At 46.0% G+C, this 13,644-nt stretch carries 20 protein-coding genes; 1 reads left to right on the top strand and 19 read right to left on the bottom strand.

Annotation, left to right across the window (positions count from 1 at the left end; all coding sequences use genetic code 11):
- Positions 1-5: 5 nt before the first annotated feature.
- The 19 genes from PVK79_RS11410 to PVK79_RS11320 all read right to left on the bottom strand — a co-directional run bounded on the left by PVK79_RS11410 (position 6) and on the right by PVK79_RS11320 (position 13,011).
- Positions 6-758, bottom strand: a complete 753-nt coding sequence (locus PVK79_RS11410) for a phage tail tube protein (RefSeq protein ID WP_257325616.1) — start codon at positions 756-758, stop codon at positions 6-8.
- Position 759: 1 nt separating this feature from the next.
- A complete protein-coding gene (locus PVK79_RS11405; RefSeq protein ID WP_257325615.1) occupies positions 760-1,176 on the bottom strand; it encodes a phage tail terminator protein in 417 nt (138 codons plus the stop codon).
- Complete coding sequence (locus PVK79_RS11400; protein WP_257325614.1) at positions 1,176-1,604, bottom strand: gp436 family protein; 429 nt, start codon at positions 1,602-1,604, stop codon at positions 1,176-1,178. Before PVK79_RS11400 ends, PVK79_RS11405 begins: the two co-directional genes overlap by 1 nt.
- Positions 1,605-2,087, bottom strand: a complete 483-nt coding sequence (locus tag PVK79_RS11395) for an HI1506-related protein (RefSeq protein WP_257325613.1) — start codon at positions 2,085-2,087, stop codon at positions 1,605-1,607.
- Positions 2,088-2,161: 74 nt separating this feature from the next.
- The gene (locus PVK79_RS11390; protein ID WP_016707822.1) at positions 2,162-3,070 is read right to left on the bottom strand and encodes a Mu-like prophage major head subunit gpT family protein; all 909 of its coding nucleotides are present in this window, start codon (positions 3,068-3,070) and stop codon (positions 2,162-2,164) included.
- Positions 3,070-4,257: a phage protease gene (locus PVK79_RS11385; RefSeq protein ID WP_257325612.1), complete on the bottom strand. Its 1,188-nt coding sequence runs from the start codon at positions 4,255-4,257 to the stop codon at positions 3,070-3,072. The genes PVK79_RS11390 and PVK79_RS11385 overlap by 1 nt, the downstream gene beginning before the upstream one ends.
- Before the next feature lie 275 nt (positions 4,258-4,532).
- A complete protein-coding gene (locus PVK79_RS11380) occupies positions 4,533-4,985 on the bottom strand; it encodes a phage virion morphogenesis protein (RefSeq protein WP_257325611.1) in 453 nt (150 codons plus the stop codon).
- The gene (locus PVK79_RS11375) at positions 4,985-5,179 is read right to left on the bottom strand and encodes a hypothetical protein (protein WP_257325610.1); all 195 of its coding nucleotides are present in this window, start codon (positions 5,177-5,179) and stop codon (positions 4,985-4,987) included. Before PVK79_RS11375 ends, PVK79_RS11380 begins: the two co-directional genes overlap by 1 nt.
- The gene (locus PVK79_RS11370) at positions 5,176-6,657 is read right to left on the bottom strand and encodes a phage minor head protein (protein WP_257325608.1); all 1,482 of its coding nucleotides are present in this window, start codon (positions 6,655-6,657) and stop codon (positions 5,176-5,178) included. Before PVK79_RS11370 ends, PVK79_RS11375 begins: the two co-directional genes overlap by 4 nt.
- A complete protein-coding gene (locus PVK79_RS11365; protein ID WP_257325606.1) occupies positions 6,658-8,211 on the bottom strand; it encodes a DUF935 domain-containing protein in 1,554 nt (517 codons plus the stop codon).
- 157 nt (positions 8,212-8,368) lie between these two features.
- Positions 8,369-9,973 carry a terminase large subunit domain-containing protein gene (locus tag PVK79_RS11360; protein WP_257325604.1) on the bottom strand — a complete coding sequence of 535 codons (1,605 nt, stop codon included), beginning with the start codon at positions 9,971-9,973 and terminating at the stop codon, positions 8,369-8,371.
- Positions 9,966-10,559 carry a DUF3486 family protein gene (locus PVK79_RS11355; RefSeq protein ID WP_257325603.1) on the bottom strand — a complete coding sequence of 198 codons (594 nt, stop codon included), beginning with the start codon at positions 10,557-10,559 and terminating at the stop codon, positions 9,966-9,968. The genes PVK79_RS11360 and PVK79_RS11355 overlap by 8 nt, the downstream gene beginning before the upstream one ends.
- A 2-nt stretch (positions 10,560-10,561) precedes the next feature.
- Positions 10,562-10,861, bottom strand: a complete 300-nt coding sequence (locus tag PVK79_RS11350) for a VpaChn25_0724 family phage protein (protein ID WP_016707833.1) — start codon at positions 10,859-10,861, stop codon at positions 10,562-10,564.
- A 33-nt stretch (positions 10,862-10,894) separates the two neighbouring features.
- Complete coding sequence (locus PVK79_RS11345; RefSeq protein WP_257325601.1) at positions 10,895-11,221, bottom strand: DUF2730 family protein; 327 nt, start codon at positions 11,219-11,221, stop codon at positions 10,895-10,897.
- A gap of 1 nt (position 11,222) precedes the next feature.
- Positions 11,223-11,444, bottom strand: coding sequence for a TraR/DksA family transcriptional regulator (locus PVK79_RS11340; RefSeq protein WP_257325600.1), 222 nt, complete (start codon positions 11,442-11,444; stop codon positions 11,223-11,225).
- Positions 11,441-11,887: a holin family protein gene (locus PVK79_RS11335; protein ID WP_257325598.1), complete on the bottom strand. Its 447-nt coding sequence runs from the start codon at positions 11,885-11,887 to the stop codon at positions 11,441-11,443. The genes PVK79_RS11340 and PVK79_RS11335 overlap by 4 nt, the downstream gene beginning before the upstream one ends.
- Positions 11,877-12,158, bottom strand: a complete 282-nt coding sequence (locus tag PVK79_RS11330) for a hypothetical protein (RefSeq protein WP_257325596.1) — start codon at positions 12,156-12,158, stop codon at positions 11,877-11,879. Before PVK79_RS11330 ends, PVK79_RS11335 begins: the two co-directional genes overlap by 11 nt.
- A complete protein-coding gene (locus PVK79_RS11325; protein WP_257325595.1) occupies positions 12,148-12,411 on the bottom strand; it encodes a hypothetical protein in 264 nt (87 codons plus the stop codon). The genes PVK79_RS11330 and PVK79_RS11325 overlap by 11 nt, the downstream gene beginning before the upstream one ends.
- Positions 12,412-13,011, bottom strand: a complete 600-nt coding sequence (locus PVK79_RS11320; RefSeq protein ID WP_257325594.1) for a glycoside hydrolase family 108 protein — start codon at positions 13,009-13,011, stop codon at positions 12,412-12,414. It lies immediately after the preceding gene.
- Between the two features lie 167 nt (positions 13,012-13,178).
- Here PVK79_RS11320 and PVK79_RS11315 point away from each other — a divergent pair, with 167 nt between their 5' ends.
- The gene (locus tag PVK79_RS11315) at positions 13,179-13,595 is read left to right on the top strand and encodes a hypothetical protein (RefSeq protein ID WP_257325593.1); all 417 of its coding nucleotides are present in this window, start codon (positions 13,179-13,181) and stop codon (positions 13,593-13,595) included.
- Positions 13,596-13,644: the final 49 nt, after the last annotated feature.

Below are 13,644 nucleotides of genomic sequence, written 5' to 3'. Positions count from 1 at the left end.
ATTGATTAAGCGTCGTCTAGCTCGTCAATGTAGAATGGCTCGTCTTTGCCATTTACAAGCTTTGCTGTGCCTTCAAGTGCGGCACTTACATACTCACTGCCGGCTAAATCAAGTTCTTTAGTTGGCATCATTGAGGTGTCGTAAATTTCAAAGTTAACTTGCTTACCATTGGTTAAGTTGGTGCCTTCGCCAAAGATGCGTAAACGTGTTTGTGACTTAGTACCGCCTTTAATGCGTTTACCGGTGCGTGCGTTATAAGTGCCCGAAACTGTAATACTGCCACCAGCGGCGAGTGAACCACCTTTAATTGAGCGAATCATACCGAGTGCAAAATTAAACTCGTAATCAACGCCTGCAACTTTAGTTTCAGTGGCTTGTTTAACAACCACGTCATCAGTAAAGTTTTGACCAGGAACAGCTACCCACGATTGATTATCAGGTAATGTTACTGCTTCATCAGCTAACGTACCCGCTGCATCGTTAATGGATGCAACTTCGCCCATCAACGCTAAAGCAATTAGTTCGGCTGGTTGATCATCAAACTCCCATGTAATGGCCGCTGGCTTAGCGATTTTTACATCATCCAGGGCTTGGCCCTTACTGGCCTTTTTATTTGATGTACGGACGACTGAATCCGCCTCAGTTTTAATACCGAGCTTAGTGGTGTTAATTGGGCCAAAAATTTGGCCTGTGCTTACGCCTTGTTCGTTTAAGCGATCAACAAAAATATTGCCCGCTAATAAAATACCGTCGCTCATATTAAAGCGCTCCTTTAAGAGTCATTTGACATGTAAAAGCCAGCGGGTAGTACGCGTGGCCTCTGGTGAATTGAGGTTTAGCTGGGGTGTTTACTCTAAGCCATGGCCCCGTACCGTTAAGTACTTTGCCTGCTGTTGCGCGAATAATGTTTGTTAAGTGCTCGCCTGCGTTATCTTGCTTACGAACGACTAATACAACTATCCATGTTTGCGTTAGCTTCATTAAATAGCCGGCGTTTTTACTCTCCGGTAAATTATCGCCGTAATACATTAAATGAAGGCTTGGTGTTGTTTGGCGGTCTTCCTTAATGTCTGCTAGTTCATCACTCAAGTAAACGCACTTAATGCCTGGTACTTGTTCAAGTGCCTGCTTAAGCGGGTTTTGAGCTGCAAAGTAGTCAGTGGTAATTTCAAACATCAGATAAATCCCTTTGTTTTTTCACGCGCAAATACAGAGCCTGCACTTTGTATTGTGGCGGTGTCTTGCACTTTGGCGTCTTGGCCTAGTGCATCAACGCCTATACTTAGCTCGCCTTTTGCTACTGACATTAAAAATTTAATTGCATCCTTGTAACGGGTTTCTACATGCTCAGGTACATCATTTGTGCCGAGCTTATAGCGAGCAATATCACAACAAAACTGCTCAAGTAGATTAGGAACGGTGACAAGCGGTAGCTCATAACGCCCAGCTAAATATCCGTTAATTACGTCGCTTGCATCGTTTATAGCCTGCTCAATAACTGCGGTATTAATTACATCAGTGGGGCCATCTTCGCGCTCACTTAAATAGATAAGATCACGCTCGCCAAAGCGCTGTTGCATCGCGGTTATTGTTGCGTAAGCCATTTACTCGCCCTCGCCTGCTTTGGCTGCTTCTTGTAGCCAAAGCCATGCAGCATCACGCTCAGCGGCAGATACTTTAACTTTAACTATCTCGCCCTCGGTTTCGCCTGGCGCTTCATAAGCGACCTGTTCAACAACCGGCTTAAGCTCCATTTGTGCATCAATCATCAGCGCAATAACTGGCTGTAGCTCAATTGGGGCTTGAGTGTAATCAACGTTTGTATAGAGCAAAGGGTTGTCTAAATCTGCACCCAGGTTATTTGCGTCCAGCTGTGATTGCGGCGTAGTACTCGCATCGAGCGGTATAGCTTGCACCGATAAGCGTGGATCATTTTCAATTGCATCAAGCTGCTCTTGGTCAAGACCATCTGCGGGGATTTCATTTTTACCTTGGTTGAAACTGAGTCCAGCTCGGCGGTAGCCTGTTGGCTGCATGCAACTGACAATAACAGCAGAGATAAGGCTGAGTTTAAGCGTTTTAGCCATTTCATTATTACTCCTGGTTTCAAAGTATGGGGCTATAACGCCCCGTACTTATTAGGGTTTAACTATTGATGGGATTAAAGGTAATCAGCGACTAATAACTCTAAACGGCCTTTAAGTTCGTTTGAGCTGTTTGAGTCAAGCTCACGCTCTAACATACGTGTAGCTAGCTTTTCCATGCTGGCAGGGACAACTAACATGGTTGACTTAATACCGAGCTTACGACCACCGTCAGCTGTAAAACTGCGCATTTTTTCAATGCTGTCCCATAAATTATCTGCCGTTAGCGCACGCTTATTAGCAAAGGCAAGCTGCCAAAAACCAAACCCTGCGGCATCACGGCAATCAACGCCATAGCGGTATTGTTTAGAAGTAAAAACCGCCTCGTCATCAACTTTGGTCATAGCAAGCAATTGTGGCTTTTTGCGCTCTTGAAAAATAATTGGCTTAAGGGCTTTTGAGGTGTCTAGCACAAACCACGGTTCACCCTCATAAGCAACATCTTCGGCCATATTCGCTGTTGATACCGCTGCACCAGTGCCGTCGGCATTTGGTGCAACTGGGTGGTCTGTATCAAAAAAGTTTTGTCCGTCATAGCACAGGGTTGTAAATCCGGCAGCGAGTAATTCAAAACACATTTCGTCTGGGTGAATTGCCGCAGCGCTGCCCATCTCTTTAAAGATTGGGGAGTACACGCCTAGGTTATCGTCTTCAATATCGTTGCGGTCTACGCCTACTGTTGACTCGTAATCGTCATTGGTAATGGTATAAGCGTGCGCTTTCATGCTTTGAATATTACGATCACCCACCCATTTAGCCAGGCTTGGGAACTTACCCAACCAGCCGTAGGTATTACTGGCCGAGGTTGATTTAATTACACTGGCAATTTTTGTAAATTGCGGTGTAGCTTCTGATTTACCTGCTTCAAACTCGGTTTTAAAACCAGTAAATAAAGCGGTTAATAATGCTGGGGTCACTAAAGCCATTAGTTTTGCTCCTGTTTAGCTTTGGCAAAAGCTGCATGGCTTAGACCTAGTTGGTCTGCGGCATACTTATCTTCTGCTGTGAGTGCTGCTAAGCCGTCTTTGTCGTTTTCTGGCTTAGGTGTATGGGTGGTTTGCTGAGCCGTTAGGCTGGCAATTGGTGAGCGGGCATCTAACACTGCTTTTAACGCTGCAACGCCTTGTTGGTTGCCTAAGTTAGTTAAATATTCAACTTCTGACGCAATAATACGGCCGTCTTGCTTGGCTTTATTTACTTCTTGCTCAACTGACTGTGTAGCGCTGCTGCTTTTAAGCGCGACCATTTCAGTGTGCAAAGCGTTGTAAGTTTCAACCGGCACGTACTTAGCTAAATTAACCTCAGCATTAGGGCTATTGGCTTTAAGTGCAGCAACGGCATCATTGGCGTTACTTAATTGGGTGGTGAGCGTGTCGGCTTCGTCGGCCTTGGCCTTCAAAGCGGCGAGTGCTGTTGTTGCTTTGGTGTAATCTGCATCGGTGACATTATCACCATCCACAGTGACACCTAGCAAGCTCAGCAATTTTTGAGCTGCGTTCATGGGTGTATCTCCATTGTTAACATGGGTTTTAGAAGTCTTTAAAACGGCTACTTTGTCCATACCATCAACAGCAGGGTCATTTGTTAGGGCAAAGTGGCGTAATTTGGTTGGGCGGCCTGTTTGTTTGTCGTAATGAAAAACAGGGCTGATAAATCGGTACTCGTCGTTTTTTAGGTGTGCGCGGGCGCTGGGTGTCCAACGAACATTAAGGGCATAAAGCCCCTCGCCTGGCACGTACTCTAAATCAGCAGGGTTAAACCAACCGCTAGCAGGGGCTGGTTTGCCGTTTTCTTCGGCGTGTAGGGTTTGGTGCTCGTAGTCAAAGTGGTAATCGTTGGTGCGGGTACTTGCTGTACTTTTAAGTAGCTCAAATGCAGCTTGATCAAGTAACCAAGCATTAGCAGGTACATCGAACGGGCGACCATCGTGTGATTTAAAATAACCATCTGGCATCACCATCACACGTTCGCTAACACCTTGCTCGTTAATTTCGCTTGCAAAGCGGCACGCTGCAAAACCTAAATCAGCCGGCTGGTTTGCTGATAAAACAGCAAGCGCCGATGTAAGTGAGGCGGTTTCGAGTAAGCTAGTTTTGGTTGATGGTTTTTTCATTGTTGAGCACAGTTTGAATAATCTGTGTTCAGTATGAATTTAGATTTGTGTTGGTTGGCCGTGCGGTGTTTCGGGAATTTATAAGGGGGATTTACAGGTTAAAATGAGGGTTTTGGGTTTGCAACAGTAAAACACGAGTCAATATTAGCTATGCAACCCTGTTTAAACGCTGTTTAAAATCGCCTGTAAGCGATTATTATAATTTAAACGCCACATTGTGTGACTTTGCCAATCACAAGCGCTTAGATTTGATTCTACGCGCTTGCGTTTTATTTTTAAATCAAAAACTCGCTTAATATTTCTATTACTTCGATTTCATCGTCAGCGGATAGACCTAGAAACGGCCTTGCGGGTATGGCAGCCAAGCGGGGGATCATATCGCTGGTGCCGCCAAATTGGTGCATTGCGGCGTATTCCATGTTTGTACCAAATTCTAGTGATTCATCCCCTACGTTATAAGCGAACGTGTCGCGTAGTATGTCGTTAAGCCTGAGTATTTTATCTTTGTTCTTTTTTTTACTCTTGGCGTAGTCTGGGCTAAGTGACTGCCACGGGTCGCCATCTGGGCTGCGCTGCTCGTCAAAGTGATCACGATGGGTCAACATTAAATGCTCGCCCACGTTGCCAAGTGCAGGGGCAAGGTTGTCTAGGTTTTTTACTAGTTGAGTGAGCACATCGCTTACAGCGGCTGCGCCCTCTGTGCTTATGTCAATACGCGCGCCTGCCATTACACTAGCCCTTCGTCAAATGCTTGCATGTGGGTTTGCTGGTCCAGCCCTGCAATAAGCGCAGGCAGTAGATCAGCAATTTGGTTAGCCTCTTGCCCTTTTGCTTGTTGATATAAGTAATCAAACTCACGGCACGTTTGTATGGTGTACGGGGTTTGCTGTAACAGCTGCTGTGCTTGGGTTAATAATGTCATCGTCTTTTTTCCTGTGATTTAGTCGCCGTTTTTACAAGCTCGTCTATCCAGCTTACAAGCTCTGGTTGCCATTTTTTAAGCTCTTTACGAGCAAGCGCCCAGGCGGTGAATGCCTCAGCAAATTGCTCGTATTTATTCACCGCACCGTAATAGGTAACGGGCAAGGCATTTTTTAATAGCGCTGGCGCACCTGCATAGTAGTGTACTTGGTGGCCTAGTTCGTGCAGCCATGTAGACACTAAACTATGAGCTTGGTGTTTATCTAGTGAATCTGCGTTATGTGAAATAGTGTGATCACGTTTAATTGTCTCACCGTGCCAATTGTACGGGTATTCACCCTTGTTGTTTGCTGAGCGATTTACAGTAAGTGCCGCACTGTCTTTTAGCGCTTGCATATCAACTTTAGCTAAGTTTTGGGTGCTTTTCACTTTTACGACTATGTGCTCATACCCTACAGAAGTAAAACCCCCGCAGTTTTTAGCGCCGCGAATGCTGTATTGCATGCGGGCGTAAAATTCATCTACGCCTAAGTACTCCCCCACTTCTGAGCGTATAGCGGCATTTGCTTTAGAGCCTGCGCTCATTTGGGTTTGATTGACAAATACGGTTTTGGTTTGTTTGGCCGTTAAAAAGCTGTTTAACCCTTCGAGTACCTCACTGTCTAATTGTGCCAGTAGCGGATCAAGCTTTAGCGCGGTGACGTTTTTAGCACTGCTGTAAGCCGATGGTACAATGCGGGTTGCTTGGTAATCCTCTATACGCTTAGCAAGCGGTGGCTTATCGGCCACTTGTTTTTTAACCTGGCTTGTTAGCTGGGCGGTATTCTTGGGGGTGTAGTCAAAGCCCGGATCAATACCCAGTGGTAGCTCAAACTCTTCACCCGTTTTTTTGTTGGTCCACGTATAACTGCCGTTATCGGGCGCGGTGCCTACGGTTAAGCCTCGGCGTTTAAGCTCTCGCTCGCTTAAGCTAAACTTTTTACATTTACAGCCCCAGCCATTTTGCGGGCTGTGGGTGTCCCACCATGGATCATCAACCGGTAGCACCAAGTTATTCCATTTTAAGTGCAGTACACGCGGGGTTTCGCTATCGCCGTGCTTGTATAACGCATAAGGGCGGCTTGCTTTAAGCGCTTGTATTTGCCCCTCACGCCCAGCGTTGTAGGCTTGGCGTATATTGGTTTCGTATATTAACTGGCTGCGCCATGCTGGCTGGCCGTTGTGCTCCCAGCCGTAACGGGCTTTGATATTATCAAACTCCTTTTGAAACCAATTTAAACTTTTACCCTCGCTGATCGCTTTATCGACTGAGGTGTAAAAGTCGTTAAGCATATCGGCTTTGGTCACGCCTGCAACCATAAACGCGCGGTTATGGGCGTTTTGCCATACGTCATCCCAGCTGTTGCTAGGTGTGTTTAGCTTTTGCCGAAAAAAATTTATTCCATCGTCAAACGGTAATGAGCCATATCTAACAGCCATTTAACGGCCCTCATCCACTTCTAGTGCGCCTAGTAACTCACTGGCTGCCATTGCCTTTGCCATTAGCTCAGTAAGGCCCTCTGTGCTTATTTGTGGCTCTAATTCAAGTATGCCGTCGCGTATTTCTTCTAAGCTGCTGGCGTTTTTAACCAGCTCGGTTACTGCATCGCTCATGCTGTTTAAGTGCGTTTGTGCTTGTGCGGCTAGCTGCTCGGCTACTAAGTCGGCGTTGTCCTTTTGCGGGGCGTTTTTAAGTGCGGCAAAGCCTTTTAAAGCGGCTTGTGGCTCAGTTGGGGTAAGGCTGAGTATTGGCTCGTTTTTGTCTGGTAGAGGAATTTGCATTTTATCGCTCACCCATTTAGTTGGGATTGGATAATTTATTTCTACCAGTGTTTTTAAAGCTGGGGCTAATTCTGCGATGTCCTCTGCTTCGCTGGTGTCAAATTTAAAGCGCGGTATACGGCGTGCGCCTGAGTAGCTTTTAGAGTTAAGCGCGTGCATTGGGTAAATAATATCGCGCGTTATGGTATTAGCTACTTGCTTTAAATCACTTTCGGTTATGTCGTTTAGTACGTCCATGTGTACATTACCAAGCGCGTTTGTGCTGGTTTTACCATCCGCTTGACTGGTTAGCGTTGCGCCTAATACCGCTTTACTTTGAGTGGTTTCGCACCACTTGATCATGGCTTCAAATGGATCTGATTGACCGTTAGCAGCATTTTGAAATTCAATCTCCATACCTTTGGGGATTATACCGCCTGCGTTATGGCCGATGCTAAGCACGGCACGTAACAAGGTGGCTTTTTCATCATCACTTGCGCCATTTGGGTATTTGCCCAAGCGCAGTGGTAAGCCGTAAATCTCTAGGAACTCAGCAAGGTCACGGATTGAATAGTTTTTAAATAAGTACGGCCATGCCACCGTTGATGTTAACCCGGTGCGGTGAATATAACCCGATTTACTGCGGTGAATATGCGCGCACCAGCCAAACGGGTTTAACGCTTGGCCTGTGTAGCTATTGTCGCGCAGCATTAACTGGTTGCGGTTATCTGGATGGGTTTGGAATAAGTTTTGATCACGAAATTCATAACCGGTAATAATATGCTCGCCACCGTCAAACGCCCAGCTCAGCTCATTACACGAAAACGATTTTAGTATAGCGTCGCTACAATCAAAGATTAGATCATCTAACCAAGTGGCATCTTCTAGTATTTCTTGGATTGCAGCGGCGTCTTTTTCTTCTTGCTCTGTTGCGTTACGTGGCGGCTCTACTGACCAATCGTATTTAAGCCAGCCTCTGCGGCGTTTGGTAAGTTCACTAAACAAATGGCCGTCTTTGTCTTCCATGTCTTTGGCTAAATCAGCCATGGCCGCTAAGTTGCCAGCGTCGGCATCTTTTAGTAATTGCGCTAACTTGGCAGGGGTAAGCGCCTCGCTTGGGTGCTCAGCAAATTGACGCATCAGCATGCCCACACGGCTATCTTGCTCGGTTTGGGTTTGCTTAAAGTCGGTTGATTTAATTGGGTTGCCGTGAATATCTACTATTTGGGTCATGGGTTTACTCTAACTTTAATGATGGGCTTAATGCTTAGTACGTATATATCAAGCGTTAATGTGTATTGGTGGGCCTTGGCTAAACTGGCGGCGGTTATATCTAATTGCTGTGTTTGGGCTGTGAATATCTCTTGATAAAACACCCTAAAGCGGTGCGCTACCATGCTGCTTTACGATCACTTGCAAAATCGTCGCTGTGGTCTGGCCGCATGCTATTTACGCTTTGCTCAGCTTTGCTAGGTAGTGGTGTAAATTCGATTGCGCTACCGTCCATTTCTGCGGCACGAATTAGCATGGCGATTGATACCGCGCTATCGCCGTGGCGCTTGTTGCCATCGCTGCCGGTGTTTTTACCTTTATCTACCTGAGCAATACCATTTTTAAGTTTGATTTGGCCTAGGTCGTCGAGTACGTCCTGATCTCTTGGTAGCGTTATATTGTCGGTTTCAAAATAGTCTTTTAGTTTTGGCATCCACTCGCGATACCAGGCTTGTGATAAATGCACGCTATCAACTAACTCTGTGCCATAGTTAAGGCTGGCGGCTTCGGCTAAGTAACCGCCGTTACCTGTGGCATCAAACGCAAGGCCACGTAATTTTGGTAAACGGTCACAAATATACAGCATGATTTGCTTTTGCTGCTCGTAGGTGACGTTACGCAGCTCGACCATAAATGGCACGGTTAGGCTGGTGTCTTGGTTTATTTCACCAATACTGAATACCGTTAAATCGCCTTTACGGGCGAAATCCTCACCAAAGGCATGGGTTAGATCAGGATTTAACCCACTGAGTAAATCATCAATATTTTGTTCAAGCCAAGTCGCTACGTCTTTTACGCGCTGCTCTTCGGTCCAGCTTTCAAAGTCGGTTGGCGCTTCATAGCGCAGTACTTTGCAGTCGTCACTTAAAGCACGTTCACGTAAGCGGCGGCTTAGGTATTGCCCTGCGCCTTGGCTTGGCACACAGTATAGCTCTTCGTTTGCGGCATCCTGTGTGGGGTAAAAATCAACTTGATTAGCGAGCCATGCGTCTTCTTTTTCTTGCGTCCAGGTTTGCCCACTGACCAAACAAATACGTTTATATAGGCCATGTTTTAGCGCTTTATCAATAGGAATGTGATGCACTGAATACTTTTTAAGACCGCGCCTAGCTTGGGTTATTAGGGTATTAAATAGGTTATCTACCCCGTTATGGGTCGAAATAATACGTACTCGCCCGCCCCACATGGTAAGGGCCATGGCCGCTTTTAGTACTTCGTCTAGCTTGTCATGGAATGCGGCTTCATCTACTACAACGTTACCTTGGCGGCCTCGCAAGTTACGCGGGTTAGAGCTAAGTGCTACTATTTTTTTACCCGTACTTGGGAATTTAATTTCAAAGGTGTTGATTGATCGCTTTGTACCGTCTGGGTCTTTTTCTTCAAATATACCCTCTTCCACTTCGCTCATAACCATGTTGAGCTTTTGCGCCCAAAATGCACAGGCGTCTATAAACTCCTTAGCCATTTCTTTATCTGAGCCAAGGTAATAGGTGTTTTGTGCGTTTGCGGGGGCAGCTGCGCTTAGTACGTCGTCTAGCGCTTCGGCAAAGGTTAACCCAGTACGGCGAGACTTTTCGGCAATTTTTACTATTGCATCGTCTTCCATCCATGCTTTTTGATAGCCAAAAAGTATGTCTGTGCCCATGGCAACCGCTAAAGAACCTGCCACTTTGCTAAGCGGTAGTTCGTTAGTTTGGGTAATACTTTGCGCAGTGCTAGTCATGCTTTAGCCCTAATATGTCGCGTTTGAAAAAGGCCAGCATGTCGTCTGCGGTTTGCGGTAAGTTTTCGTTTTTAACCTTTTGGTCTAGGTCTTTAGCGAGCTTTTCAGCATAGGCTTTTTCTATTTCTTGCTGGCGTTTATGGGCGGCCATGGCGGTTTGCTCTAGGCGCTGAGCTGCGAGCATGGCATCTTTTATGATTGCAATGTCTATCGGTTCGTCATCTGGATTAGTTACTTGCTGCTGTAATACACGGTACAACTGGGTACGAGCCATTTCTAAAATAAGCTTGGTGGTGTCCCCCGTTGGTTTATCGCCAAGTTCAGCAGTAAGCGCTTTAGTTGTCTCGCGTAATTCGCGCAGTTTTTGGCCTACCGCTTCGGTTTTTTGCGCATGACGACTAAGACCACTGCGGCTAATGGTTGCGCCCTCGTCTAAGCCTGACTCAATAATAAGGGTATTTACGGCGTCGAGTATTTCGCCCTGGCTAAAGCGCTTATCACGTAGCATTGAGTCGAGCTGCTTTTTAATATCCTCGGGCAGTAAATCAACTTTGCTGGGTTGGCCTCTACGGATTAATTCGCTCATGCTTAACCTCGTGGCCCTGGGCGCTTAATGCCTGGAACAACACTTATGCCCTCAGCTACGTCGATACCTGATTGTGTAATACGCGCAACCCAAGTGTTTTCTGTGAGTTTATCGAGTGTTATATAGCCGTTTTGCTCTAACCAATTGAGTAAGGTTTTAAGCTGATCACGACTGCAACCCAGTGCATAGCGCTGTAGTACATCGGCTAGCATGCTGGTGTTAGCGCCAAAATCGGCGGATTCTTTTAGCGTTATAAGTATGCTAATTCGTTGGTGTTCGGCTTGAACTTGTAATATTGCCATGGTGGTTTTTTCCTGTAGTAAATTATTGTTGGCTTAGCTATCGCTGCTGCGTGTGCCTCTGAGTTCGTTTTCCATGAGTAGATCAGTGAGGCGTTTGAGATCAGTTAGCTGAGGGTTTAGGCCGTCAATTTTGCCGCTGACTTCGATCAAACGTTTATCTAGTTCGTGTAAGTCTTCTGAGTTGGGCAAGTCTTCAATGGTTTTCTCTACAGCGCTTAAACGGGTTTCTAACGCTTTTGAAATATCTTCATGTGCTTTTTTAGTTACAAAGGTACTGCGCAGCCAAGCCAATGCAGCGGCCCCAACTATGGCAATACCTACCGTTAAAATGGCTTTGTACCACTCCAAAATAAAGTCCATGCTAAGCCCTGTAATGCTGTTGTTTAATTTCAATCAGAGATTGGCACTCAACACAGGTACTACAGTTTTTAACTGCTTTACGCCGCGCAGCTGGAATCTCAATACCGCACTCTTGGCAGTGCAAAAACACTGCACCTGGTTTGTTTGTTTTTTCACGGTGTAGTGAAAGCGCCGCATCTAACAGGTGTTGTTCTATTTTTTGCGCATCGTCAAATTTGCTCAATTTGGTTTCCTTACTTTTTCAATGACGTTCTTAATGCTTTGCTTAACGCCCGGTGCAGCTTTCTCAACGGTGCGGCCTATAACGTAGCCGCCTATGCCAAGCTGTAGTAAATCCCATGCTTGCGCTGAGAGGCGAAACGCCAACCAGCCGAATGAGTCAAAGCACACCAACACTAAAAAAGTCAGCATGGTGATTGGCCGCCAATTGCGTTGTAACCAGCTTTCACCTTTGGCCTCGGCGGTAATAATTTGCGATTGAGCCTCTAGCACTTTGCCTTGTAGCTCTAAAATTTTGCCCTCAAGCTCTAATACTTGGCTTTGTGCAGTGTTTTCAATGCGTTTGAGTTCGTTGGTAACGGCTTGGCGCTCTTCGTCGCTGGTAAAGAGGTTGTCAATCAACTTGGTGACAGGCTCGACCACGTTAAACCAGTTTTTAATTGCCATTTTCACTCTCCTTGAAAAGCCGGTGCTGGCGCTTGTACTCTTTTTTAATTGCGGCCTGCAAGGCGTGCCATACCTGTTTAGCTTTGGGGTTGGCGTTTAACATGGTGTTGGTAAATGACTCAGGGTGTTGTGAGTCGTATTTTTTACCAGTGTCCTCTTCGTAGCTTGGTTTAACTACGTGCTTTTCTATTTCGCAAAACACTAAGGTAAGCGCTAGCTCTTTAATTACGGTTTTTTGTGCTGTAGTGAGTGGCTTTACTTTAGCGGCCATTAGATTCTCCAAAACGTTTTTTAAGGGCTGCACGGGCGTTTTTGTAGCTTTGCTGGCCGTCCACTCGCAGCTGTATATCGATGGCTCTAACTGATTGCCAGCCTTTGTTAAAGTGGCTTTGCATAGTGCCGCAGTGGCTGTGCAGGGGAATTGTGCGCGGGTCAAATGGCATGTTGTGCATGCGCGCATCAACTTCTAATTCCATACGTTTCTCACGGCCTTTTTGATATGACCACTCCCAATTACTGCCCATTTAATGCACCTCTAACAGCTGTTTAACAGCGTATTCAGAGGCATGAGCAAGGCGGTTATACCACCCCTCTAAGTTTGGTTTTTGGCTTGGATCATTCGCGCAAATACGTGCGTACTTACGACCACGGTTTACGCTTAGTAATACAGTCAGGCTAAGCGCTGGGCGCTCTACAATAGCTGCTAGGGTTTTTGGCCCCATGCGGCTATCTGGCTTTGAGTTAACTAGTCGCTGGGTGAGCATGGTCATGGCAGGTGCGCCGTGCTGTACTGCGCCATCGAGCATCATAAAGTCAACACCTGCGGGAACTTGCTCGCAGTACATAGCACGCCAATAGTCACGATGATAAAGGCGTATAGCATGGGCTAGGGTTAGGTTTTTAATATCTAGGTTTGGGTATGCGCGCTGGCTAATGCCGTACTTTGTAAGACCGCCACGGTCTGAGGCTATATCGTTTAACCCGCCGTCACTGCGTAACCCCCCCTCTAAATACAAAATAGGTAATATGCACTGGGCAAATTTAAGCGAGTACGGGGCAAGCGCTGCTTGTATTTCTGGCGATTGTTTAAAGTAATTTAAGTTGTGGGGATCAAATACGAACATACCGAAAAGCCTTGTTGTTTTTCGGTATTGTGGGGGGTTGTGCTTAGGTGTTGGCCGTGCGGTGTTTCGGGAAAGTTTATCTAAAAAGTAGACAGTTGCTACAAAGTTTTTTATGGTACTGCAACTTTACAATTTTCGCTAGTTACCATTTAAAAGGACTTATTTTGATGAAATACCTTGCCCTTGTTTTAGCTGCGCTATTACCACTTTCAAGCCATGCTGCAATTTACAAATGTATCATTGACGATGTGCCCACGTTTAGCCAAACACCGTGCAGCGCTAACGCTGAGACGCTTAATATTAAAGACGACAAATCAGCTAAGTCGAATGGGGTAAGTGATGAACTATTAAAGCAATGTTCTGACCTGGCGCTAAAAACTGGCGGGTGGCGCGACCCTCATTCATTTATTGTTTTATCTCATGAACACCAGTGGCGTAGTGACGCCAGCGGCGCTAGGCAAGTATTAGCAATGCGTGTTAATGCTAAAAATGGGTATGGGGGTTATGGGGATTCAAAACCATTTAACTGTTTTTTAAACCATAATGGTACGGGGTTAAGCTCTGTTCAACACTGGGTTAATTAACCAATAAAAAAGCCGCATGATGCGGCTTTTTTATTGGAAGTTTAACTTT

The organism is Pseudoalteromonas rhizosphaerae (assembly GCF_028885455.1).
GTDB lineage: Bacteria > Pseudomonadota > Gammaproteobacteria > Enterobacterales > Alteromonadaceae > Pseudoalteromonas > Pseudoalteromonas rhizosphaerae.
The sequence above is the reverse complement of the archived record's forward strand: the minus strand, read 5'-3'. Positions and strand labels throughout refer to the sequence as shown.